This window comes from Shewanella sp. 4_MG-2023, assembly GCF_030548015.1.
Classification (GTDB): Bacteria; Pseudomonadota; Gammaproteobacteria; order Enterobacterales; family Shewanellaceae; genus Shewanella.
This window is the reverse complement of record NZ_JAUORL010000035.1, coordinates 24,460-48,801: the sequence shown is the minus strand read 5'-3', so window position 1 is coordinate 48,801 and position 24,342 is coordinate 24,460. Positions and strand designations below refer to the sequence as shown.

Annotated in this window: 20 protein-coding genes; 7 read left to right on the top strand and 13 right to left on the bottom strand. The window is 41.9% G+C overall.

Annotated features, from left to right (window positions below):
* Positions 1-527: 527 nt before the first annotated feature.
* Both Q4546_RS16525 and Q4546_RS16520 read left to right on the top strand, forming a co-directional pair.
* Positions 528-1,733, top strand: coding sequence for an amino acid permease (locus Q4546_RS16525; protein ID WP_303446637.1), 1,206 nt, complete (start codon positions 528-530; stop codon positions 1,731-1,733).
* Positions 1,734-1,940: 207 nt separating this feature from the next.
* Positions 1,941-4,097: a S46 family peptidase gene (locus Q4546_RS16520; RefSeq protein WP_303446636.1), complete on the top strand. Its 2,157-nt coding sequence runs from the start codon at positions 1,941-1,943 to the stop codon at positions 4,095-4,097.
* Positions 4,098-4,108: 11 nt separating this feature from the next.
* Here Q4546_RS16520 and Q4546_RS16515 read toward each other — a convergent pair whose 3' ends face one another.
* The 3 genes from Q4546_RS16515 to Q4546_RS16505 form a co-directional block, all read right to left on the bottom strand.
* Positions 4,109-4,822: a pseudouridine synthase gene (locus Q4546_RS16515; protein ID WP_368506622.1), complete on the bottom strand. Its 714-nt coding sequence runs from the start codon at positions 4,820-4,822 to the stop codon at positions 4,109-4,111.
* A 2-nt stretch (positions 4,823-4,824) separates the two neighbouring features.
* Positions 4,825-5,469 carry a hypothetical protein gene (locus Q4546_RS16510; RefSeq protein WP_133149374.1) on the bottom strand — a complete coding sequence of 215 codons (645 nt, stop codon included), beginning with the start codon at positions 5,467-5,469 and terminating at the stop codon, positions 4,825-4,827.
* A gap of 189 nt (positions 5,470-5,658) precedes the next feature.
* The gene (locus Q4546_RS16505) at positions 5,659-7,011 is read right to left on the bottom strand and encodes a Na+/H+ antiporter NhaC family protein (RefSeq protein WP_368506623.1); all 1,353 of its coding nucleotides are present in this window, start codon (positions 7,009-7,011) and stop codon (positions 5,659-5,661) included.
* Positions 7,012-7,326: 315 nt separating this feature from the next.
* Here Q4546_RS16505 and Q4546_RS16500 point away from each other — a divergent pair, with 315 nt between their 5' ends.
* The 4 genes from Q4546_RS16500 (at position 7,327) to Q4546_RS16485 (ending at position 11,105) form a co-directional block, all read left to right on the top strand.
* A complete protein-coding gene (locus Q4546_RS16500) occupies positions 7,327-7,608 on the top strand; it encodes a hypothetical protein (protein WP_347230778.1) in 282 nt (93 codons plus the stop codon).
* A gap of 249 nt (positions 7,609-7,857) precedes the next feature.
* On the top strand, positions 7,858-8,742 hold the full coding sequence (locus tag Q4546_RS16495; protein ID WP_303446634.1) for a LysR family transcriptional regulator: 885 nt from the start codon (positions 7,858-7,860) through the stop codon (positions 8,740-8,742).
* 308 nt (positions 8,743-9,050) lie between these two features.
* Positions 9,051-9,941, top strand: coding sequence for a cation diffusion facilitator family transporter (locus Q4546_RS16490; protein ID WP_303446633.1), 891 nt, complete (start codon positions 9,051-9,053; stop codon positions 9,939-9,941).
* Between the two features lie 327 nt (positions 9,942-10,268).
* Complete coding sequence (locus Q4546_RS16485) at positions 10,269-11,105, top strand: formate/nitrite transporter family protein (protein ID WP_076540465.1); 837 nt, start codon at positions 10,269-10,271, stop codon at positions 11,103-11,105.
* Positions 11,106-11,302: 197 nt separating this feature from the next.
* Here Q4546_RS16485 and putA read toward each other — a convergent pair whose 3' ends face one another.
* From putA to Q4546_RS16465, 4 genes are all read right to left on the bottom strand, one after another.
* Positions 11,303-14,491, bottom strand: a complete 3,189-nt coding sequence (putA, locus tag Q4546_RS16480) for a bifunctional proline dehydrogenase/L-glutamate gamma-semialdehyde dehydrogenase PutA (protein WP_303446632.1) — start codon at positions 14,489-14,491, stop codon at positions 11,303-11,305.
* Between the two features lie 309 nt (positions 14,492-14,800).
* On the bottom strand, positions 14,801-15,370 hold the full coding sequence (locus tag Q4546_RS16475) for a TIGR04211 family SH3 domain-containing protein (protein ID WP_241903522.1): 570 nt from the start codon (positions 15,368-15,370) through the stop codon (positions 14,801-14,803).
* 266 nt (positions 15,371-15,636) lie between these two features.
* Positions 15,637-16,905, bottom strand: coding sequence for an inorganic phosphate transporter (locus Q4546_RS16470; protein WP_303446631.1), 1,269 nt, complete (start codon positions 16,903-16,905; stop codon positions 15,637-15,639).
* Positions 16,906-16,930: 25 nt separating this feature from the next.
* A complete protein-coding gene (locus Q4546_RS16465) occupies positions 16,931-17,614 on the bottom strand; it encodes a TIGR00153 family protein (protein ID WP_102438563.1) in 684 nt (227 codons plus the stop codon).
* A 224-nt stretch (positions 17,615-17,838) separates the two neighbouring features.
* Between Q4546_RS16465 and Q4546_RS16460 the strand changes: the two genes are divergently transcribed.
* Complete coding sequence (locus tag Q4546_RS16460; protein ID WP_303446630.1) at positions 17,839-19,320, top strand: inorganic triphosphatase; 1,482 nt, start codon at positions 17,839-17,841, stop codon at positions 19,318-19,320.
* Between the two features lie 83 nt (positions 19,321-19,403).
* Here the strand turns inward: Q4546_RS16460 and Q4546_RS16455 are convergent, their stop codons facing one another.
* From Q4546_RS16455 to Q4546_RS16430, 6 genes are all read right to left on the bottom strand, one after another.
* A complete protein-coding gene (locus tag Q4546_RS16455) occupies positions 19,404-20,225 on the bottom strand; it encodes an ion transporter (RefSeq protein ID WP_102438590.1) in 822 nt (273 codons plus the stop codon).
* A gap of 127 nt (positions 20,226-20,352) precedes the next feature.
* Entirely contained in the window at positions 20,353-20,676 is a 324-nt protein-coding gene (locus Q4546_RS16450) for a hypothetical protein (protein ID WP_102438559.1), read from the bottom strand.
* A 31-nt stretch (positions 20,677-20,707) separates the two neighbouring features.
* Positions 20,708-21,364, bottom strand: a complete 657-nt coding sequence (locus tag Q4546_RS16445; protein ID WP_102438557.1) for a hypothetical protein — start codon at positions 21,362-21,364, stop codon at positions 20,708-20,710.
* Positions 21,365-21,370: 6 nt separating this feature from the next.
* On the bottom strand, positions 21,371-22,060 hold the full coding sequence (locus Q4546_RS16440) for a PspA/IM30 family protein (RefSeq protein WP_076539734.1): 690 nt from the start codon (positions 22,058-22,060) through the stop codon (positions 21,371-21,373).
* Between the two features lie 11 nt (positions 22,061-22,071).
* Positions 22,072-22,485 carry a YjfI family protein gene (locus Q4546_RS16435; RefSeq protein WP_076539733.1) on the bottom strand — a complete coding sequence of 138 codons (414 nt, stop codon included), beginning with the start codon at positions 22,483-22,485 and terminating at the stop codon, positions 22,072-22,074.
* Positions 22,486-22,566: 81 nt separating this feature from the next.
* Positions 22,567-24,342 (bottom strand): polyamine aminopropyltransferase, encoded by a 1,776-nt coding sequence (locus Q4546_RS16430; protein ID WP_303446629.1) that lies wholly within the window; start codon positions 24,340-24,342, stop codon positions 22,567-22,569.

Sequence of the window (24,342 nt, the reverse complement as noted above, 5' to 3'; positions counted from 1 at the left end):
CTTCTTTAGCAAAAGCTTCAATATCTTTTTTGTTCATGAGTATCTGCCTATCCTTGACTCTCTATAGAGTACGTGTTAATAAGCAGTTACACAAAATTAGTTACAGTCTCTGGTAATTTGATTGTTAAGGTATTAGATAAGTAAATACCTGTTGTTAACTATGTAAAAGGAAGACTTAGGTCTTCCTTTTTTATTTATCTTGTTCTGGTTTACCTGCATAGTCAGTTTACTCATCATTTCATTTGTTGATGGGTAGTTTTATATGTGATTACTCAATTAATATCGCTCTTCAAATTGTTTGCTAGCCTCAAAATCCTCTTGTATAGCTGTAATGCTACACCATTGCAAAATCCTTGCGTTAAAGTAATTATCAATATGTTGCGTAATTGTTTATTAACGCGCGTGCAGGCCTTTAAATGCCTAAGTCTCTTGCTAGTGATAATCTCCTTCTGCTACTGTCGAAATCGACCATATCAATAAGACTTGGTAAAACGACCAATAAATAAAAACCATACGGGACTCATGTTTTGAACTTAAAAATACTTGGCTCAATCGCCATTGTTGCAGGAACTGCTATTGGTGGGGGGATGTTAGCTTTACCACTTGCTACCGCAGCGCTAGGTATTATGCCTGCGATTTTATTGCTGGTAGTTATCTGGGGATTATCAGCTTATACCTCTTTATTAATGTTAGAAATTAACTTACGTACTGGTGTGGGTGATAACGTCCACGCCATTACTGGCAAAACCTTAGGCAAGGTTGGTCAACTTATTCAAGGCGGATCGTTTTTAAGTTTGTTATTTGCCCTGACCATGGTGTATCTAATGGGAGGATCATCGCTACTTGAATCTCGCTTAGAGCCATTATTAGGTGTCGATTTAAATAACCAAGTGTCAGTACTGCTATTTACGTTAGTATTTGGTGGCCTAATTGCCGTTGGCGTGAAGTGGATTGATAAAGTCTCTCGTGTGCTGTTTACTGCGATGATCGTGTTACTGGTTCTAGTGGTGGCATTTTTGCTACCAGAAGTGAACCTTGTGGCATCATTAAGTAATTTTTCAGCCAATGTCGCCGAAGGCGATAAACTAGACCAACTGTGGTTAGCGGCTATTCCTGTGGTATTTACCTCATTTGGTTTTCACGTTTGTATTGCGACGATTGTGCGCTACCTAGAAGGTGATGCGGTTTCATTAAGAAAAGTGTTATTGATTGGTTCTACCATCCCGCTAGTTTGCTATATCTTATGGATATTGGTCACTTTAGGTACCTTAGGCGGTGAAACGGTAAATGGTTTTGCAGGGTCATTACCTGCGCTAGTTAATGCATTACAAGCTGTAGCTAACTCAGCGGTTGTCAGTCAGTTTATTGATTTATTTGCCAATCTTGCACTCGTGACTTCTTTCTTAGGCGTTACCATGAGCTTGTTTGACTATGTTGCCGAGTTAACCCGAGCAAAAGATGATAAAGCAGGCCGTGCTAAAACTTGGTTAATCACTTTCGTACCACCGGTACTGTGTGCGCTGTATTACCCTGATGGTTTTTTCCAAGTATTAGGTTTTGCTGCAATTCCATTAGTAGTGATGATTATTTTCTTGCCGATAGTCATGGCATTAAAACTGCGTAAGCAACAATTAGGTGGCTATGAAGTGTGTGGTGGCAAGCTTGCGTTAGCTATCGCAGGTCTATTAGGTTTGTTGATTGTTGTTGCTCAGTTGATGGTGGCTTTAAGCTAAAAAAGCCAATAAATGAAGCTGTGTTGTCGATAAGCTTTGTAACGGCATTTTTCAAAGACTATTTCTTTGTAGAAACAATATGATAAAGTCAGGCTATCCGCCTGACTTTTTTATGCCTTAAATCTGAACATTGTTGCTTCAATATGACATTGTGACCGCATTAAAATACAGGCAATTTGGGGCTCTTTTATTAAAAATGGAATAATAATGAAAACATGGTTATTAAGCGCTGCAATTTTGGCAACATTTGCCAGCCAAGCAGACGAAGGAATGTGGCAGCCTTATCAGCTACCTGCAATGGCTGATGAGCTTAAAGCAAAAGGATTGGAGATTGATGCCAAATCGATTTCAAAATTAACCGAATTTCCAATGAATGCCGTGATTAGCCTAGGTGGCTGCACAGCATCATTTGTGTCGCCTAAAGGCTTGGTTGTTACTAATCATCATTGTGCTTATGGCGCTATTCAGTACAACTCAACCCCAGAGAACAACCTGTTACAAGATGGTTTTTTAGCTAAAACTTATGCAGAAGAATTACCTGCTACACCGGGTTCACGTATTTATGTTACTGAAGCTGTTACTGATGTCACCGCTAAAATAAAAGACGGTGAAATGAGCAAAACTGGTAATGACTTTTACAAAGGCATTGAGCAAAAAGAGAAATCATTAGTCGCAGAGTGTGAAGCGCAAGATGGTTACCGCTGTAAGGTTTATAGTTTTCATGGTGGTCTTGAGTATTACTTAGTTAAACAGATGGAAATCCGCGATGTTCGCCTAACTTATAATCCTGCAGCCAGTGTGGGTAAATATGGCGGCGATATCGATAACTGGATGTGGCCACGTCACACTGGCGATTTTTCATTCTACCGTGCTTACGTCGGTAAAGATGGTAAGCCTGCCGATTTCAGTAAAGATAATGTCCCATACGAGCCTAAAAGCTTTCTTAAAGTGTCTGCAAAAGGCGTAAGCGAAGGGGACTTTGTTATGGTGGCAGGTTACCCTGGCCGTACTAACCGTTATCGCATCGCGAATGAAATCGAAAACCAATTTGAGTGGGCTTATCCGCAAGGTAAAGTGTTGCGTGAACGTTTAATTGAAATCATCAAAGACACAGCCCCAGAAGGCAGTGATGAGCGAATTAAATATGAAAGCTCAATTGCAGGATTAGCCAATTACGCTAAAAACTTTACTTCGATGATTGAGTTTTACGGTAAATCTACCATGTTAGATGAGCGTAAAAGTTTAGAGCAAAAATTAGCTAAGTGGATTAGCAAAGATAGCAAGCGTCAGGCGAAATATGGTGAAACATTAGCTCAGTTAGATAAGTTAATTGCCTTAGACCAACAAGGCCAAGAACGTGACTTACTGCTGAGTTACATGGGTTATTCAACCATGAAGAACACCGCTGAGCGCCTATATCGTTTAGCTCATGAAAAAGCGTTACCGGATATGCAGCGTGAGCCTGGCTATCAAGAACGCGACATGACTCAGTTTACCTCAAGTATGGAGCGTATTGACCGTCGTTATGCTGCCAGCGTTGATAAAGCCATGTTAGCAGACTTACTCAAGCGTTATGCCGCTTTGCCAACCTCTGAGCGTTTAGCTGATTTTGATAAGGCTTTCTCGATTGGTAAAAACTTCGATGAAGCCAAGCTAATGAAAACCCTTGATAGCATGTATGCCAATACCACACTGTCAGATAAAGACGTCCGCTTAGCTTGGATGAATAAGTCGGTAGCTGAGTTTAATCAGTCGAAAGATCCGTTTATTCAATATGCGGTGATGACCTTTGATGAAAAAATGCAACGCGAACAAGCGCAAAAACAACTTGCTGGAGACTTAATGAAAGTGCGTCCACAGTATATGGATGCGGTCATTGCCTATAATCGTGAGCTAGGTAAACCGGTTTACGCTGATGCTAACTCAAGCTTACGAGTCACGATTGGTAACGTAAAAGGATACTCGCCCCAAGATGGTTTAGTGGCGGCGCCGTTTACTCGTCTTGAAGGTATTGTTGCGAAAGATACTGGTGCAGCTCCATTTGATGCACCGACTAAGCAACTTGAGCTTATTAAGCAAAAGCAGTACGGCGATTTCTACATGAAATCAATCGATTCTGTACCGGTTAACTTCTTATCGACTTTAGATACCACTGGTGGTAACTCAGGTTCTCCAACTTTGAATGGCCGCGCTGAATTAGTGGGTTTACTGTTTGATGGCGTTTACGAAAGCATCATTGGTGACTGGGGTTATGATCCTCAAACTAACCGCTCAATCCAAGTGGATAGCCGTTACATGCTGTGGGTGATGAAGTATTTAGATAATGCTGACAACTTACTTGAAGAAATGGACATCGTAAAATAATTGATAAGCAGCTACAACTTAAGTAGCTGCTGCAGTGTGACTAATTCTGCGGCCTCTAGGGGCCGCATTTTTGTTTCTGGCAACTGAGCAAGCTGACAATTCATCATGCTCACTCTTAGCAAATCAACAACGTGATAGCCCAGCGCTTGGGACATTCTGCGAATTTGTCGATTAAGCCCTTGGGTTAAGGTGATCTCAAATTGGCACTCGCCAATGACAGAGACCTTACAAGGTTTAGTGGTCACATCTCGATAGCAGACTCCTGCACTCATTAGCGTGGCAAAATCATTTTTAAGTGGTTTATTTACCGTGACTTGATAGACTTTTTCATGGCCAAAATCAGGATGCATCAGTCGATGAGTTAGCGCGCCATCATTTGTCAGTAGTAATAATCCGCGCGAGTCCTTATCTAATCTTCCTGCAGGGTACAGCCGGGGTGAAGCGGGTAAGTGATGGATTAAACTGGAGGCTAACTCAGGTAATAAGCGGCAATCAATGCCCACGGGTTTGTGATATAGCCAATATTGTTTGCTCTCTAGTGGCGCAATAGTTTCACCGTCTAGTAAAATATTGGGGTTTACCACATTGGGGCTGACGCGATCTAACGCTGAGGCGATTTGACCATTAAAGCACACTCTACCTGCGGCAATAAGCCTTTGGGCTTGGCGCCTTGAGCAGACTCCGCAGTGAGCTAAATACTGCTCTAAGCGCATATTATTGGCCAAAATTAGTTTCCTACAAGCGATAAGTTGGCAAGGTGATGTTGCTGCTTAATACGGTTTTTCATATCAATGGCTAACACCATACACCACAAAATATTGGTTTGAGTTAGTACCCACATCACCAAGGACATCCAACAAATGTCACTGGTAGCATGGCTACATGGATCAAAATCTAATGTCGACCAGTTAAGCAAAGACATCAATATTATTGAAAATATTAACCCAATAATATTTAGAGCGAATAATGGACTGGTTAAAGCGCTACGCTTGCGAAAGTATTCCATAAAGCAAAAACAATGCAGCAAAAAGGTGCAAATGAGATAACCGGTTGAAAACAGACGGTGTTGCTCTAAAAAGTTAATTGGAAAGATACCAATGAGTACAATTAATACGCCTAAGGTAGCGCCAGTGACGGTAATACCTCGGCTGTAGCCATCTTCAAAGACAAAGTAGCGCGCTGACATAGCCAGTATTAAACACATTCCAGCAATGACTAATGACATATTGTAAACAATGGCTAACGGTGAACTCATATAGTCACCTAAGGTATCAGCTCTAATGCTCAGTGGGTTAATACCCAAACGAGACACTTCAGCAATTAACGCCGCCCCAATGCCAAGGCCACTAATTACAGCAGTCGCTAAAGACATGAAAATAATCATTAAATGTAAATCGTAATGTTTATTAAACTGAATTGATTGGCTCATGGGTTGTTTGATATGCAAATGTTAACTTTAGACTAACACTTTTAAACCGCTCTTTTATATAAAATAAAACCTGAGTTCAACCATCATTAAGTCGGTTGTTCTCAGGTTTTATGCCGTTGGTTTGACAGTGAATTAAGCGCGTTTACGCAATATCACAATTGAAATAGCAACCACAGCTAAAATCATACAATACCAAGCGTGTGAAATAGCAGCTAATGGGCTAATGGCAAAGGTTGATGCTATCAATAGTGCTTGAGCGCCATGGGGAATTAACCCTTGAATGATACAAGCAAAAATATCTAAAACACTCGCCGCGCGCTTAGGTGCAACGCCATGCTTGCTGGCTAAGTCTTTGGCAATGTCACCGACAACCACAATCGATACCGTATTGTTAGCGACACACACATTGGTTGCTGCAACCATACCTGCCATACCTAGTTCAGCAGCGCGGGGTGATGCGTCACCTTTGGCTTTAGAGAAGCGGGCAATCAAAGATTCAATCTTCTGGCTTACAAAGGTTAAACCGCCTTGTTGTGTCATCAGCGCAGCTAAACCGCCAACAAGCATAGATAGAATGAAGATTTCTTGCATGTTGGTGAAACCAGCATAGATATCTTGACCAAATTGGACCGCACTATAATCCATAGTGAACAGGCCTGTAGCGCCAGCTAGCAGTATGCCTACGGTTAGTACCACAAACACATTAACCCCTGATACTGCTAAAAATAATATCGTTAGGTAAGGAATAACGTTAATGAAGTCAATTTCTTGGGCGGCAATGTCAGCTTGTCCCTGACCCGCAATAGCAAATAACACTAAGGCAATTGCTGATGCTGGCAGCGAGAAAATTAAGTTCTCACGGAACTTGTCTTTCATTTCACAGCCCTGAGTACGGGTTGAGGCAATGGTGGTATCAGAAATAATAGATAAGTTATCACCAAATAATGCACCAGATAATACTGCGCCAGCCATTAATGCATAATCAATTTGCGCTTGATCAGCAACGCCTAATGCAATCGGCGCTACCGCTGCAATGGTACCCATTGAGGTGCCCATCGCGGTAGCAATGAAGGCAGCAATAACAAAAAAGCCGGGTAATAATAAGTTCGATGGGATCATTGATAAGCCCAGCGCAACCGTAGCATCAACACCACCAGTCGCTTTAGCGACAGAGGCAAAGGCGCCTGCCAATAGATAAATCAGACACATAGCAATAATATTGCTGTGACCAATACCGGCAATGAAAGTATCAATGGATTGATTTAATTTTTGCTTAGACAGTAATAACGCCAAGATAATCGCCGGTAAAATCGCGATAACACTAGGTAACTGATAAAAAGCAAAGTCTACACCTTGGCTTTGAAAGTAAACCCCAGCGCCAATAAATAAGGCTAAAAAAGCAAATAGTGGCAGTAAAGCAACAAAGGAGGCTGGGCTGGTGGCCGATTTTTGTGTTTGTGTGGTCAAGTGAGTCTCTCTTATTATCTTATTCAATTCATTGATGGTATTGGTGCTGCACCAATAGGCTGCGAGTTACTTTAGCAATCCATGTTATTTCAGTTTCAATGATGATAGCTTGTGCAATGATAGTCAGCATAGGAGATCTACAAATTAGTGTCAATCTAGACGTCTAGACTTCTTTGCTTCTAGGGTTGGTTTTACTTTAATGGCACATGCTAACTGTATTTGCAGCACAATAAAGTATACATCTCATTAACCTTGAGACGGTTTGGTGGCTGTATTTTGACCTTTAACAGCCGCTGCAATATTATCGGCGTTCATTGATGCAAGAGCCCCTTGATGATGAAACCAGATAGAATGACTGCAATGCAGCAACTTATAAACCAAGTTAAAGATACCTTTCCCTTAGATGATCCTGCTTTAGCCGTATGTGGTTTTAATAGTAGCTGTATTGGCTGTCCCAAAAAACTGCTTGAAATTGTTGATAGTGAAGTGAGTTATTGGCAATCATCGCTGGACAATAATGCCACCCCGAGCTTTGGCGATTTAGAAAAATTTGCCAAGTTATGTAAAAACGTTCATCGAGGTTTAAAGCGCAACGGTTTGTTTGATAGTCAATAGTGCGAATATTGCCTGTGAGGGCTTGATGGTTATTAGGATTGTTATCAAGCTGCCTTTTACTACCTCACTTTCCTGCCTCAAACTCCCATATCCGCTGTAATTTTAGATTTCATTTTTTCCCTTAAGATGGTTAGCATTGCCTAAGCTATGTTGATAACCGATAACTGACTAGCGAAATTGATAAAGCGTACTGTTGTGGCACAAAGCAATAGGCTATCTTAGCGAGGTAGCCTCACTATAGGAATAATAATGGCACTGACACTTTCGCAAATTGAAGCTTTTTGTTTGGTCGCAGAGCTGGGCTCTGTGTCAGAAGCGGCGAGACAAACAGAACAGAATCGCACCAAAATGACCATGGCGATTAAAGCGATGGAAAAAGATCTCGATACCGCATTATTTGATCGCACCGGTAACCAAGTCACATTGTCCGAAGCAGGTAAGGCTATTTATAAAGATTGCCAAAGTATGCTGACAGCGGCGCAGCGGATCCGCCAAACCTGTCGTCAAGTTAAAGGTGAGTTTGCTGCAGAAGTATGGATTGCCCGTGACGACTCTTTACCTGACGATATTTGGTTAGAGTTGACTCATCAGCTTAATAATCACTTTCCAGCAACCTCATTTAATATTGTGCTGGCCTCCACCGGCGATCTGGCCAATTTAGTTGAAACTGAGCAAGTTAATTTTGCTTTTGGAATTGACTATGAAAGCACTGATAGTGCCATGGTGACATCACATCCTTTAGGTAAAATTCGCATGATGTCAGTGTGCCGTCATGAGCACCCCTTGGCAGCAAAACGCCGAGTGTCAGATGAAGACTTGCGCAGCGCCATGCAAGCATCAATGGTATATTTAAATGAAAAGTCCAATCCTGAATTACAGCCTTTTTCCCGTAACTATATTGGTTTTTCAAGTTTTGATTACATTCTTAGCTCCATTCAAACTGAAGATGCTTGGGGTGTAATGCCTGAGCCCTTGATTAAACATTTATTGAGGCAGCAATCCATTGCGGTGATTAAGCATACTTACGGTTTATTGCAGGAAGACTATTGCATGTTTGCAGCAAGTGGCCTTAATGAGCATCCCGCGACAAACTGGTTAGCCGATCAGTTAAATGACTATCTATTTGCTTTTTAATCTTGTGTTCATGATAAGCCCATCCTCGATGGGTCATTAAATCAAACTGTTCAACTGGTCCATTTCAATAACCAGCTATCACCTTTGTATTAGCTTATTCGTGTTATTTCGGATTCATGCCAAGCACTCACTGTCAATATAATTGACAGATGGTTACTAAACTAAGTCATTGAATAGCCTTGCTATAATAATATTACTATCAAAATAACCTCACAGACGTTGAGTTTGTCATTGCTGATTTAATACAGAATGCCAAACTGTACTCAATTACCTATACGGGTAAATGATTAATTTTATGAGGAATTCATATGTGTGTGCCATCTCAAGCAATAGAGCAAAAAGTGTTGATACTGTCTTCAGTATTTGCGCTGATGTTTGCTGTAGGCGGCTTGGCGGTTGGGCTGATATTGGGTTCCTTAGTCATAGCCTTTGATGGTTTATACTCGTTAATTAGTTTGCTGTTAACTATTTTGTCACTGCTCGCCGCTAAGCTTATCCATTCCCCGAAAGATAAGCGTTTTCCCAATGGTAAGGCGATGTTTGAACCTATTGTTATTGCGATCAAAGGTTTAGTGATTATGAGTCTAGTGATTTATTCACTGTTTGGGGCAATCGATAGTTTAATACAAGGTGTCAAGCCGTTAGACATTGGTGTCGCGAGTGTTTTCGGGCTGATAAATACCCTTGGTTGTGGTTTTGCTTGGTGGAAAATAACCCAAATGAGCCGCGAGTCGCACTCAGGGTTAATTGAAGCAGAAACTAAGCAGTGGCAGATGGATACTTTGCTCAGCATGGCTATTACGCTGGGGTTTGTTATCGCATGGGGCTTAACGCAAACTTCGCTGGCTCAATATGCAGGTTATGCCGATCCACTCATGATGATATTAATTTCAGCTTACTTTTTGAAAGTTCCTTTTTCTATGGTGAGTCAAGCGGTCAAAGAGTTATTGCAAATGGCACCACAACAAGAACTGATTGCAGAAGTATCCAAAGGCATGAAAGAAGTTGATAGCCAAGAAACCCTGCATTTAGGCAGTGTCGTCAAAGTGGGAAATGAGCTTAGAATTGATATCAATGTCGTACCTAGTGAAGAGTCAATTATAAAGACCGGTGATATCAAAGTATTTCAGCAAAATCTCAAGCAAAAGTTATCAGCGCTGCCATACAAGTTAGAGCTTAAAATGAATATTGCCATTTAACCATTTAACCATTTAGTCATCAAGCTATTGCTAGTCACTACAATAACCATATTCGATTATTGGTACCATTTGAGTCTTAACGAAGACTCACTTATCCGCCGCAACAACCACTAACTTGCTCATTACGCTTCATTTAGCGAGACAAACTTGATGCTAAATACGGCCTTTCAATAATGGCTTTTTTGCGCTATCTAGGTGCAGCTTGCACTACTTACAACCATTTTTTAAAAATCTAATTAGATTATGGCGTTGATTTATAAGCATTTATCAACCTTGGTATGAAGTTGGCTTATTAGCAGTCAACTACATAACTATAGGGAATGCACTATGTCATATATCGAGCCAAAGGAGTTTGCTACCAAGATGGTAGATGCTGGGGAGCAAAAAATCTTCATGTCGACACGAGATACATTAGTTAGGGCATTTATGGCTGGCGCGATACTGGGACTTGCCGCTTTTTTTGCCATTACCGTTATCGTGAAAACAGGTAGCTTGTTAGTCGGATCATTATTATTCCCGGTTGGGTTTATTATGTTGTATCTGATGAAGTTTGATTTGCTGACAGGTGTATTTACCTTAGTGCCTTTAGCTGTCCTTAACAAGCGACCGGGATGTACCTGGGAGCAACTTTTTAGGAATTGGGGGTTAGTGTTTGTGGGGAATTTTGCCGGCGCGTTAACCGTGGCATTTTTTGCATCCTATATCCTGACTTATGGTTACAACACTGACGGTGGAGTATTAGCGGCTAAAGTGAGCTCAATTGGTGAGTCACGTACGTTAGGGTATCAAGAGCATGGCGTGGCAGGCTGGTTTACTATTTTTATTCGCGGCATGTTGTGTAACTGGATGGTGTCTATGGGAGTGGTAGGCGCTATGATCTCAACCTCAGTGAGCGGCAAAATGGCTGCAATGTGGATGCCTGTGATGCTGTTCTTCTTTATGGGTTTTGAGCATTCAATCGTTAATATGTTCCTATTTCCATTTTCAATGATCATGGGCGGTGACTTTACTGTTAGCGACTACCTATTGTGGAATGAAATCCCAACGGCATTAGGTAATTTAGTCGGCGGCTTTTTACTCGTGGGCTTACCTTTGTACTTAACCCATGTTAAGACAAGCCCTGAGCGTAAAACTGCTGCTGAAAAAGAAAGCTTAGCTTTATAAGCAGTGCTAAGGCCTATCCTTGTCTCGATTGGGCTTTGTTATGGCGATTCAAGTGATACCTGCTTACTTAATGGTAAGCCGTTGATGGTTTTATCGGTAAATACTATTAGCTTGAACACTATTAACCTAAATAAAATAGCTTGAACAAAAAATGCCCGCAGCTGCGGGCATTTTTATGGTTTCAAACCTGCTAATTATTAGTCTTCAGCATCACCAAGGGACAATAACGTCGCGTTACCGCCAATGGCAGTAATATTGTTGGTGCGGGTTTTTTCAGTAATAAAACGAGTAAGGTAGTGTGGTCCGCCTGCTTTGGGGCCAGTACCTGATAAACCTTGACCGCCAAAAGGCTGTACACCCACTACTGCGCCAATTTGGTTACGATTAATATAGACGTTACCCACATCAACCTTGTCTGCAAGATTTAACGCATGGCCTTCATTGCGGCTATGAATTCCTAAAGTAAGACCAAAGCCGGTGCTGTTTATCTCGTCAATAACCGCGGCTAAATTAGCGGCTTTATAACGAATAACGTGCAAAATTGGCCCGAAATGTTCTTTCTCAAGCACTTTAATTGAATCAATTTCTACCGCTGTTGGCGACACAAAGTGGCCATTATCAGTGCCTGCGGGTAAGTCGATTTTCTTAATTAACTTACCAACTTGCGAGATATGATCAATATGGGCATTTAGGTTCGCTTTTGCAGTGGCATCAATCACAGGGCCAACGTCAGTTTGAACAAAGCTTGGGTTACCAATACTGAGTTCTTCCATTGCGCCTTGCATTACATCTAACACGCGATCGGCAATATCTTCTTGTAAGAACAGCACTCGCAATGCCGAGCAGCGCTGGCCTGCACTGGTAAATGACGATGAAACCACATCTGCAACCACTTGTTCTGCTTGTGAGGTCGAGTCAACTATCATCGCATTTTGACCGCCAGTTTCAGCGATGAGCGGAATGATAGCACCTTCACGATTAGCTAATGTGCGGTTAATCAATTTAGCAGTGCCGGTTGAACCAGTAAAGCACACACCGCCAATACGTTCATCAGCGGTGATCGCTGCGCCAACAGTAGCGCCAGTGCCTGGTAAGAACTGCAGTACATCGACAGGAATGCCTGCTTCATGAGCTAATTGCACTGCGCGGTAACCTACTAATGAAGTTTGCTCAGCGGGTTTGGCAATCACGGTATTACCAGCAGCTAGCGCCGCAGTAACTTGGCCCAAGAAAATCGCTAATGGGAAGTTCCAAGGGCTAATACAAACAAAGGTGCCGCGGCCTTGAATGAATAGTTCATTTAATTCACCCGTCGGCCCAGGAAGCAAAGTTGGCGCCGCCATCATTTTCTTGGCTTGAATAGCATAGTAGCGACAAAAATCTACTGCTTCACGGACTTCATCAATGCCATCTTGTAAGCTTTTACCTGCTTCACGAGTACAAAGGGCAATCAGCTCTTCGCGGTTCTCTTCAAGTAAGTCAGCCAGTTTTTGCAGTGCAGATGCACGCTGTTCAACGGGGGTATGACTCCAACGATGAAAAGCGCCATGGGCAGAACTTAATGCAGCTTCAATTGCCTGATTATTGGCAAAAGCTACTTGTCCCACCGTTTTAGTGGTGTCAAATGGGCTGAGTACATTTTTGGTTTCGCCGCTTAAGGTCTCGCCATTGACTAATGGCCCAGCAGTCCATTGGGTATCGTTAAATTGGTCAACGCCGGCAAAAAATGGCGCAGACTCAGAAATGATGTTCATGTTTAATCCTTTAGAGTTTTTACGTTCTATACCAAAAATATCTTCCGGCAGAACAATTTTATTATTAGCTAAAGTTTTATAAGCTTTTAAAGTGGTTAATGGATGCACCACTAAGCTTTCTATAGGGGTTTTCGGGTCCACTAATTTGTGAACAAACGAGGTGTTAGCGCCGTTTTCTAATAGGCGCCTTACCAGATAAGGCAGTAGATCTTTATGGGCACCAATAGGCGCGTAGATACGCACGGATTTTGCGCCACTTTCAGCCAGCATAGTGTCGTAGAGCTCTTCACCCATGCCATGTAGGCGCTGGAACTCATAGTGACGATTCGCGCCCATCGCACTGATACTGGCAACTGTTTGGGCATTATGGGTGGCAAATTGCGGGTATATGGCGCCTGTAGTGGCGTCAGAGAGTAAATAACGAGCACAGGCTAAATATGATACGTCCGTGCCGGCTTTGCGAGTGTAAAGTGGGTAGCCACCGTCGCCAGCTTGCTGAGCCCATTTTAACTCACTGTCCCAATAAGCGCCTTTTACTAGTCTCACTGGAATTTCATCGCCTTGCTCGCGGGATAACTTAGTTAACCAACATAATACCGGCAGGGCACGTTTTGAGTAGGCTTGAACCACAATCCCCAGTAAGCCCCAACCTTGAGTTTCGTTGGCGTTATATAGCTTCTGGAATAACTTGAGTGATAATTCAAGGCGATCCATTTCTTCGGCATCGATTGAAATACCGATGTTGAGCTCGCGCGCTTGCACGATGAGTTTAATGACAGTGTCATATAATTCACTGAGTACACGTGATTCATTGGCGACTTCATAGCGTGGATGCAGCGCCGATAATTTGATTGAGATTGTGGGGCGAGGAGCGCTTGATAGATCGTATTCTTGTGCGCCTAATTCAGCAATCGCATGGCTATATTCAGTGTAATACTTATGTGCATCTTTAGCGGTTAACGCGGCTTCACCGAGCATATCATAGCTGTGGGTGTAACCTTGCTGGCGCTTAGCAACACTGTTTTTAAGGGCCTCTTTAACCGTTTGTCCCAACACAAACTGTTTACCCATAATCTTCATCGCGGCATTCATTGCTTGACGAATAACAGGCTCACCAACACGATTAACTAAACGGTTTAGCAAGTTACTAGGTTTGCCGTCGATGTTTTTATCTAACTTAACGATTTTACCTGTGAGCATCAAGCCCCAAGTGGATGCGTTAACTAACACTGAATCACTTTTACTTAAGTGCGCATCCCACTTAGCGCCAGAGAGCTTATCTTCGATTAAGGCATCTGCAGTAGCGGCATCAGGGATACGCAATAATGCTTCAGCAAGACACATCAAGATAATGCCTTCTTGAGTTTCTAAGCTGTATTGCTGCAAGAAAGCATCAATGCCAATCATTAGGCCTTTCTTTTCAAATTGGCGCACTTTCAAGACCAGTTGATGGGCTTTATCAGTGATTTGCTTAATTTCAGTATCAGACGATGGCACTAATTTAATAAGCTCAGATAAATACAGTTCTTCATCAACGATGTAATTATTAGTTATGGCTGAGAATAGCTCATCTAAGCTAGCATTATTGTAATGACCGTTTAGGACTTCACTGGCATTGAACATAATTTTCATTCCGTCTTGAGCTGTTTACTAACTTTGTAAACAAGATGTTTATTATGATGTTTTTTATTTTGTATACAATGTACGAAATCGAGGCGAGTATACGATTAAAATGTGATGTTGAGCAAGATTTAGTGTCAGTTGTGATGATGAAATATAGCCTAGGTGTTTTTTATACCTCTTGCAGGCAAAATAACGACTTTTTTGAGGGGGTAAATGTTGTGCTTTTGTTGCCAGCGTAAGCTCAAAAAGCAGAAACAAAAAAGCCAATGCAATGGCATTGGCTTTTCAGGTAAGATAAGTCGCGTAATTGAGCTAGGACTACATCCAGCGGCTGTTCTTCTTACGTTGTGGTCTTGGTAGATAGACTAGGAAAATACCGATTAAGGCGCCTAATCCAGCAATTAATGCGCCTTGTTGCCACATTCTTGATTGAGCATTATCTTGAATCGCATTCAATTCTTTAATCGCATGGTCGCGCTGTTGAGATGCGCTAGCAAGCTCTGATTCTAGAGATAAAATCTGTTGGTTAGCTGCTGTTAGCTGTTGGGTTACAGACTCAGAGCTTTGATCTAGCTGCGCTAAAGTTTGCTTAGCTTTAGCGAGTTCTGCTTCAACAATTGGCAAACGGTTTCTAAGGCCGGTGCCTTTTTTAACTAACTCAGAAATCACCCAACCTTCACGGTTTTTATGATCACGAATTTTACTGTAATCGTTTTGGCTTTCGTTTAATAAGGTAACTGATTGGCCTGCTTCGATGGTGCCTAAAATACGGTATTGAGTCCCTGGACCACTATGCATGTAAATATCGACATCATCGGTAATGAAATGCGTCGCTTGTTGCGCCATTAAGCCATTTGAGAGCAGTAGTAATACTACCATTGTGAACATTCTTAACACGTTATTTTTCCATACCATTAGAACTACCCGTCATGCTATTTATTTAGCGACTTGATTGCAAGGAAGAACGCAAAAGTCTTATTCAAATAAGCGATATTACTGATTAATCTAATGGGATTATGCGTAAAACGTTATGCTTTGGCTAAATGAAGCGAATAATTAGCCCGCTGATTAACGAAAGTTTGCTATTTGAAACAAAAAAGCCGGACATTAATATGACCGGCTTTTGCGTGGTTAGCTTAATAACTGACGAGTTATTAGCTAAATACCCCTTTGATGGTGAAGAAGAACAGGATAGATAATGCCGCACCCGCAGGTAAGGTAACAACCCAAGAAACAACGATGTTACGTACTACACCGATATTAATTGCGGCAATACCACGAGCCATACCCACACCTAATACCGCACCAACTAGTGTTTGAGTTGTCGAGATAGGTAAACCGGTACCTGATGCAATAACAACTGTTGATGCTGCAGCAAGTTCAGCAGCAAAACCACGGCTTGGGGTTAAGTGAGTGATGTTTTTACCAATGGTTTGCATTACACGCTTACCAAAGATAGCTAGACCCATCACAATACCAACCGCACCTAATGGTAAAATCCACCAAGCTAAAGCCGCTTTAGAGCCAATTTCACCGCCGCTGTTAACAACTGAAACTACAGCTGCTAATGGGCCAATGGCGTTAGCAACGTCATTTGAACCGTGAGCAAATGCCATACAACAAGCGGTAACTACCATTAAGATAGCAAATACTTTTTCTACATTTGCATATTCAGTTTGGCGATTAACTTCGGTGCTCATGTTTAAGCGGCCGATCATAATCTTACCAAAGATACCAATAACAACGGCAACAATAGCGGCTAAGCCATAGGCTTCAGCAGTTGAGAAGTGCAATCCAACATGCTTCAAACCTTTAGTAATAGTCACAAGTGACATCACAAAGCCTGCAAAAGCCATGTAGAAAGGTACATAACGCTTAGCGTTGGCTAACGGATCATCAGTGTTAAAAATGAGTTTTTGAACACTTTGGAAGATCATAAAGGCGATGAAACCGGATATCGCAGGAGTCACAACCCAAGAGCCGACAATGCCAACAACCTTGCCCCATTCAACAGAATCTACGCTAACACCTACTGCAGCAAAGCCAACAATAGCGCCAATAATAGAGTGAGTCGTAGATACAGGCCAACCTAGCGCTGAGGCTAGGATCAGCCAAATACCTGCAGCAAGTAGAGAACCTATCATGCCGTAAACCAGTAATTCAGGTGAATCGACGAAATAACTCGCGTCAATAATCCCTTTACGAATTGTGCTGGTCACTTCGCCACCCGCAAGGTATGCACCTGCGAATTCGAAGATCATTGCAATGATAATAGCTTGTTTAATAGTGATAGCATTAGAACCCACAGAGGTTCCCATAGCATTAGCGACATCGTTTGCGCCAATACCCCATGCCATCAAAAATCCAAATACAGCCGCAATACCAATAAGCATTGGGCCATTGGTGACTAATACATCAACCATGTTGTTTCCTTGATAACCTTTTTAGTTATGAACTGCGAGCTAACATTAGCTCTAGGCGAGAGCCTACACGCTCGGCTAAATCTGCCAAGCCTCCAACCCATTCGATAATCTTGTACATAAACATGACATCGATAGGATTCAAATCTGCTTCCAAGCTTAGTAGTAAGCGACGTACTTGGATTTGCAAATCATCTGAATCAGCTTCAATACGATCTAATTCATTGATCATTTTGGCGACTAATTCGACTTCACGTCCTCTAAAACCTGTTTCGAGAAGGTCATCGAGTTCGTTAATTGCTTGCTTAGCAAGAGAGACAGCATCTAAACAACGTTTGAGGTAAGCTTTAAACGGTGCTTGCACTTGTTGAGGGAAAACTAATTGGCGACCAATAATACGGCCGGAGATGTCTTTTGCCTTGTTAGCGATTTTGTCTTGTTGAGTTAATAACTCAAGCAAGTCAGTACGCTCTACTGGCATAAACAACCCACTAGGAAGGGTAAGGCGGATCTCACGCTTTAGCGTATCTGCCTCATTTTCAAGTAAGCTTATTTGCTTACGGACTTTGACCGCTTCATCCCAGTCACCTGAGGTCGTTGCGTCAAAGAATGGTACAAGTAGTACTGCACATTCATGAACTTTGTCGATATGCTGTTCTAAGGGCTTAAGGGGTGATTTTGCAAACACTCCTAAAATAGAGTTTACTGGCATTGCGGTTAACCTATTTAATGATTCCAATTTTGGAAAAGCGGGCGCATGTTACCTCAAGCGTCCACATAATGAAACTGTGTTTTTAATTTAATCTACAGTTGATATTAGTCAGTATATAGAACTGAGTAACGCTATCCTAAGGGATTTTTATTACACTAATGTGACATTATGAACTAATTATGACGCATTAATGAAGATTTAATGACAAGGTGAAAAAGAAGTCAATGGACTCTGAGATAGAACTTAAGCTGTTTATACAGCCACAATACCATGATTTATTGGTAAAATTACTGAATGAATTGGACGGCGCTACCCCTCAAGAAACTTGTCAGTTATCAAACAAATACTTTGATACACCTCAATTACAATTAAGACAACATTTGATGGGGCTTAGGGTACGCCAAACTGAAAAGTATACCGAGCAAACCATTAAAACTGCGGGCAAAGTTATTGGCGGTATTCACTCTCGGCCCGAATATAATGTGGCTATTGAGCAAGATTTCCCCGAACTGGCATTATTTCCTGACACCATTTGGCCGCAAGAAATGCTGGTTAGTGAGCTGCAAGCTGAAATCAGCTGTATTTTTGAAACTAATTTTTGCCGTCAATCATGGCATGTTTATATTGGCGATAGTTTAGTTGAGATTGCATTTGATACCGGTAATGTCCTGGCTAACGGCAAAGCCGATCCCATTTGTGAAGTGGAGTTTGAACTGTTAGCTGGTGACACGTCAGCGCTATTGCAGTTGGCTATTGACGTTGCTCGTCATGTTCCGGTGAGATTAGGTAAAGCGAGTAAAGCCCAGCGCGGCTATTTACTTTCAGGTCACTCACAAGCGCAATCATTAAAGAGCATCGATTATATTCGCTTACTCAGCGATAAAAGTTTATCAAAAACCTTGGAAGTATTATTAGAGTCGGGCATCGAACGCTGGCAGATCATTGAATCAATCTTGCTTGATAGTGATGAAATTTCTCAGCAAGCACAATTATGGATGCAACTGCGGGCTTGTATTCGATTGTTGCGACTGACTCTAAGCCAATTTGGATTATTGAATTCACAAGTGCTCAGTTACTTCGACACGTTAGAGCAACAACTACAATTTATTGAGCCGCTGCAAAGCCTCAGTTTAATTATTGATGAGCGTCAAAACTTATTCGGTAAATCCATTAATAAAGCGCCGCTAAAGGCATTAGCTAAAGCCAGTGCGGCTAAGCTTGTTGCTGATAATAATCTCGAGGCTTTTTGGCTTAAACCTGAATACGGTCAATTACAGCTTGAATTAGTGGATTTATTATTAAAAACTGCCAATGGTTCCCACCGCTTAGTGGATTATCCTGAATTGGGTGTGTTTGCTAATCGTTTACAACAAGATTCATGGCAGCGGATTGTAGATGTAATGCCAATGAGCGCGGCAATGGATAGCCTTGATTATCAAAAAGTGGCCCATTGCTTAGATGAAAGTATCTTGGTGGGGTTTGCTTATGGTGAATTGTATCAAGCAGAAGACCGCGAAGCATTCAGAGCGCCTTGGCAAGATTTAGCCTTAGGTATTCAAACCTTAGGTTGTTATCAATTGTTGGCTAAACTGACTGCAGAGACCGACGTGGATATTGGCCGTTGGCTTGAAGATAAAGAGGCTAGTTTGCTGTTTGCCATGGAGCATTCTCGTAAAAGTGCCTTAAAAAACCAGCCATACTGGTAAGCTAAACATTTAAACATAAGGCCTATCAGTTGATAGGCCTTATTTTTTTATAGATGAAATAATCCGAATGTGGTGAGTACTGGTTAATTCTTGTCTATAAGCTGCTGTTTTAAAATGGCTATTTCATCAAGCATTTGACGCTGGTTTTTTTCCATTTGTTGCTGGTTTTGCTCCATACGCTCCAATGCTTGCTCTAAAGCAGATTTGATATCCTGTTTATTAGTTTCTTCACGCTCTTCACGTTCATTGCTGTCTGGCGCGACAAAAACCGATGCCATGTAACCAGAAATCACCCCAAAAAAACTCACGCCACTAATAATTACAATCGCGCCAATGATATGGCCAATTGTGCTAACTGGATAAAAATCACCATAACCCACGGTTGATATGGTCACTAATGCCCACCAAATGGCTTGCTCGGCAGTTTGAATGTTGGCGCCTTCAACCCCAGTTTCAACTAATAAAATTAGCACGGAAGCTGCGCCCAAAATAAACACCATTGCCACTAATAACCCGGCTAAGGTGGTTTGTTTGCTTTGTCTTAATAGCGGAATGATTAGTGTGCGTGTGGCACGAATTAATCTGATCACCCGTAATATTTGGAAAACACGGGCGATACGCAGTGCTTCAATTGCAGGGATGCTGGCAACAAAATCAATCCAGTGATGTTTTAAATAAAACTTCTTACTTGGGGCTTTAAAAAGTTCATAAAAAAAGCGCGACATAAACAAGAGGCAGATACTGGTATCAATAAACAATAATACCCGTCTGGTTTCAGGATCTATTTTGCTGAAAGTCAGCATAATCACAATAAAGACTGAAAAAAGCGATAACACCATCATCGCCAGTTCGAAAGGGCTGGGACCATTTAAGGTTTTTAATGACCAGCGTTTTTTATCTATCATCGATACAAATCCGTTTTGCAAAAGCAGTGCAGTGATGCTACCAATCATGGGGTATGGCGTAAACCTTAATTGCAGCCAAAAAAAACACGCCTTAAACAAGGCGTGTTTTTTAAAATCCAAACATCAGCTATTCGTCTACAAATTGCACTAAATCATCTAAAACGCGCTTTTTAATTTCAAGTTGTGCATCTGAATTTAACCCGTATCGCTGGGCTAGTAAGACGTAATCATCTTGGCTTAACGATACGGTTAATCTGGGCCTTTTTGGGCGCTTAGTGACGCTTAAACCAAGTATTGAGCGAATTTGATCTGAAGGGCTGACCCCTGCATCAAGGGCGGCTTTTCGGATCTGGTACTGAAACTTTTCATCTAAATCAAACGCGACTTGGGTTGCCTTGGCCGCTTGCTGATTTTTTATCCAGGTTTCTGGTAACGATTTACCTTTACTCATGGTTGGTTTAACTCCCTAAAACCGCTTTAACTTAGCTTGCCGGCCAAAACTCGCGAATATCCGTTAATGGACGATATAGCGTCAACATGACTTCAGTATCGCCACCTTCATAAACTTCGACATCCACAGCGTGGCTTTCATCGCTATCAACTAATGAGTAGCTTTCAAAGCCATCGCCTCGTTGTTGATTACTATCATCTTGAGGTGGCTTTTGACCACGGTAATCTTGACGATGGAAATAACCAAAAGTGGCAAATTCAACTTGATGATAAGCATCACTTAACCAGCGTGCGTATTCACTGTCTAATTCATTTGAAAGCGGTAGTGTTTTGAGCTCAGCATTACCGGGCTCTTCAAATAACTGTGAGAATTCATCGAGATCAAAAATTTGCTCAACGATAGAGCGATTTACTTTGACAGAGAAACTTAAGTAAGCTTCATCTTCTTCAATGTAAGACATGAAAATAGCGGTGCCACTGTGACCGCGAAGTAACCACTCACATTGTTGTGAACGTTCATATTCATAAGTATGAATCGCTTCAACTTTAAGTTGCTGCCCACGTAGTTGCTCAGGTAAGGCAAAACTATCATCAAGGGAGATCATATCTCCCTTGAGTAGCTTGTTCACATGGTCAAGCTGACGTTTAGGGGCTTCTTTCTTGCCAAATAGGCCACGCAGAAATCCCATAGTCAATTAACCTTTTTTCGCTTTAAGACGCTCTAAAACAGCATTAGCACTAGACTTTTGCTCACCAATTCCTGCTTCTGCTAGCTTAGCGTGTAAAGACTTGTCGCTATTCTCTTCAGCTAAGGTTTCTGATGCTTGTAGGCGATCATCAAACTGTTGCTGGCGAGCTTTAATACGCTCTAGTGAATCTTTTGCATTCATTAACTTTGAGTTACTTGATGCAAATGAATCAGTAATAGTCGCGGTGGCTTTTTGTACGCTTTCAGTGGTTTTAACCATGCTTAGCTGACGTTGATAATCAGTTAATTGACGCTCGGTTTTCTTCACTAATTCTTTTAAGCGTAAAGCATGTGCAGAATAGCTGCTGTTCGCTGTTTCGTGTTCTGCTAGCTCTTGATCTAACTGAGCGATTTTTTCAGCAACTTCAATAGCTAACGCTTCGTTATCTTTTTCAAGTGCTTGAGTTGCATAACCTTCGTGCTCAGTGATGCTGCGTTTCAGGCGATCGATTTCACGGCTTGCTTGCATTTCTTTCGCCATAACGTCAGTTAACTCACGTTTTGCTTTAGTTAAATGCTTTTCTGCGTCACGAATTTCTTGTTCAAAAATACGAGTAGAGTTTGCATCAACAATAGTTTGGCCGACTTCATTTGCGCCGCCACGAAATGCCGTTAAAATTTTATTTAAAATGCCCATGATATGGCTCCTTACTTCAAAAATTCGACAAGTTCGTCGATGACTTCTAAACAGTTATCAGACAATACTGATAATTCCTGCTCGATCTCTTCCATGCTTGAGGTGACTGATAACGCCCCGTAAACCACATATTTATCATCAATTTTTGCAAAAGATGACAAAGGCATTGGAATGTTTAGTTCAAGCATAGTTTCAAACATTTGGGTACGAGTTTCAGTTTTTACTTCGCTCTCATCCCATAAATAACTGATACATAAGATTTGATTGTCAGTTACCGATACAAATACCGGTAATTCTTCACGGCCAGCAACGTTGACTTGTAATACTTCAACATCACCATCAATTGGAAAACAATCAAACTTCAAACCGGTATGGCTAAGGTCGCCAAGTTCTGTCAAATGGTTAGCAATCTTATGGATATTCATATTCGTCCTTATTGACATATTATGTCTTAGGTTTCAAAGATAGCACTTAGACATATTATGTCAAGACTATTTTTGAGTTGGTTAAAAAAGATTCATCCCTTGGTTGTCAGACCAAGATGCTAAGTGGTAATGGTATAGCTGTAATGAGCCAATTCTATTCACTTTGATAGTGTCAGCATCATTATAAAATGTGCCAGGAAACTCAAATGCGCCATGTATAAGCCCAGGAGTCAGCCATTGCTCATTAATGGGCAACGTCTCGTTATGGGCTAGACGTTGCTTGGCATTTTGTCCTGATAAGGTGGCGATAGACCAGCCCCATTCACCAAAGCTTGGCACGTTATGATGGTATTGCTCGACCGAAAACCCTGCCGATTCAATGGTTTTTCCTACAGAAATAAAGGCATTTTGGGCATGATAAGGCGAAGTCGATTGTACCGTCATTGCCCCATCAGCGCTCAATAGCTCGACCAGTTTTCGATAAAATAAATCAGAATAAAGCTTATTTAAATCAGGGTGACTCGGATCTGGCAAATCCACAATAATGGCATCAAATTTTTGATTGTCAGCAATCAGTTTATCAATGCCATTAAAGGCGTCATCATAAATAAGCTTAACGCGAGGATCATTTAGTGCATCGCCATTAAGGGCTAACATGGCATTGCTAACACGCTCTGGCATGTTCTCATGGGGCTCTCTAAACAAGTCGACGAGCTGTTCATCTAAATCCATTAAGGTGACCGATTTTGGATCCCATTTGAAAACTTGCTTAAGCCCTAAGCCATCTCCGCCGCCAATAATTAGCACATTATCCTGCCTTGCACTGGCTGCAAGTGTCGGGTGAACTAAAAAGCTGTGGTAGATGTGCTCATCAATACTGGAGAACTGTAATCGACCATTAATGTATAGCGAATACACTGGTGCTTGACCTTTGCCTCGCAGCCGCTCGGTAAAGGTTAACTGCTGAAAACGGGTAGCTTCTGAATACACCACTTTGTCTTTATATAGCAGGTTATTGAAATTTTGCTCCCAACTGGGGCCGTGCAGTGCCAGTAGCACTAATACTCCTGTGGCGATAAAATGTCCTGCGAGGATCAGTTTAGCCCAGCAGATTTGCTGCCAAAAGCGCCAAATAAACACAAAGCCTGCTAACAAGTTAACACTGGCGGTGAGCGCTGCTGCGAGCTGAATATCTAACGACAGCATGAACAGTACCCAAATAGCCGCGCCAGCACCCGCACCGACATAATCAGCGCCATAAATGGTGCCGGCATTGTGCAGCAAGTGCTCTTCAGATAAGGATTGACGTACGCGGGCAATCAGCGGGATCTCCATGCCGATCATCAAACCTAGAATAACCCCCCAGATATAGGGTAAATATTCACTAAGATTTTGTAATACGCCAATAAAACCGCCGTCAGGTAAATGATCTGGTGGCAGGCCTAAGGTGTTGGCAATAATTAACGGTAATTGCTGGCCAAATCCAATCACGGCGGCGGTAATTAAAATCGCTAATGATCCACAAAATGCCACAATAAGTTCAAGCATCGCAAAGCCGGTGAAGGCACAGCGAATTTTACGAGCGGCAAAGGCGCCAATGCCCATAGACACAATCATAATGCCTATCATGGTGTAAATAGCAGCTTCTAAGGCGCCGAGAATGCGGCCTGCATAGTGGGAAAGTAGGTATTCGTAAATAAGACCACAGCCTGCCAGTAAGGCCATAATGCCCAACAATAGGGCATCATCAAACCAAGCAAGGCTGCGTTTATTCGCTGGAGGCAAGGTGCCTGTTTGAGAAGGACTATTTTGCTTGTCGCAGCCCTCCTGGCTCTGTTCAAGCAAAGTATTATTCAT

What these genes read in the sequence shown, in the direction of transcription:
- Q4546_RS16510 (WP_133149374.1), bottom strand. Translation starts at nt 5,469, where the DNA reads ATGTCTTTAGCGACTGCTGTAATTAGTGGCCTTGGCATTGGGGCGGCG.
- Q4546_RS16460 (WP_303446630.1), top strand. Translation starts at nt 17,839, where the DNA reads ATGGACTCTGAGATAGAACTTAAGCTGTTTATACAGCCACAATACCAT.
- Q4546_RS16485 (WP_076540465.1), top strand. Translation starts at nt 10,269, where the DNA reads ATGTCATATATCGAGCCAAAGGAGTTTGCTACCAAGATGGTAGATGCT.
- Q4546_RS16455 (WP_102438590.1), bottom strand. Translation starts at nt 20,225, where the DNA reads ATGATAGATAAAAAACGCTGGTCATTAAAAACCTTAAATGGTCCCAGC.
- Q4546_RS16520 (WP_303446636.1), top strand. Translation starts at nt 1,941, where the DNA reads ATGAAAACATGGTTATTAAGCGCTGCAATTTTGGCAACATTTGCCAGC.
- Q4546_RS16470 (WP_303446631.1), bottom strand. Translation starts at nt 16,905, where the DNA reads ATGGTTGATGTATTAGTCACCAATGGCCCAATGCTTATTGGTATTGCG.
- putA (WP_303446632.1), bottom strand. Translation starts at nt 14,491, where the DNA reads ATGAAAATTATGTTCAATGCCAGTGAAGTCCTAAACGGTCATTACAAT.
- Q4546_RS16440 (WP_076539734.1), bottom strand. Translation starts at nt 22,060, where the DNA reads ATGGGCATTTTAAATAAAATTTTAACGGCATTTCGTGGCGGCGCAAAT.
- Q4546_RS16445 (WP_102438557.1), bottom strand. Translation starts at nt 21,364, where the DNA reads ATGGGATTTCTGCGTGGCCTATTTGGCAAGAAAGAAGCCCCTAAACGT.
- Q4546_RS16490 (WP_303446633.1), top strand. Translation starts at nt 9,051, where the DNA reads ATGTGTGTGCCATCTCAAGCAATAGAGCAAAAAGTGTTGATACTGTCT.
- Q4546_RS16435 (WP_076539733.1), bottom strand. Translation starts at nt 22,485, where the DNA reads ATGAATATCCATAAGATTGCTAACCATTTGACAGAACTTGGCGACCTT.
- Q4546_RS16495 (WP_303446634.1), top strand. Translation starts at nt 7,858, where the DNA reads ATGGCACTGACACTTTCGCAAATTGAAGCTTTTTGTTTGGTCGCAGAG.
- Q4546_RS16465 (WP_102438563.1), bottom strand. Translation starts at nt 17,614, where the DNA reads ATGCCAGTAAACTCTATTTTAGGAGTGTTTGCAAAATCACCCCTTAAG.
- Q4546_RS16475 (WP_241903522.1), bottom strand. Translation starts at nt 15,370, where the DNA reads ATGTTCACAATGGTAGTATTACTACTGCTCTCAAATGGCTTAATGGCG.
- Q4546_RS16500 (WP_347230778.1), top strand. Translation starts at nt 7,327, where the DNA reads ATGATGAAACCAGATAGAATGACTGCAATGCAGCAACTTATAAACCAA.
- Q4546_RS16430 (WP_303446629.1), bottom strand. Translation starts at nt 24,342, where the DNA reads ATGAATAATACTTTGCTTGAACAGAGCCAGGAGGGCTGCGACAAGCAA.
- Q4546_RS16450 (WP_102438559.1), bottom strand. Translation starts at nt 20,676, where the DNA reads ATGAGTAAAGGTAAATCGTTACCAGAAACCTGGATAAAAAATCAGCAA.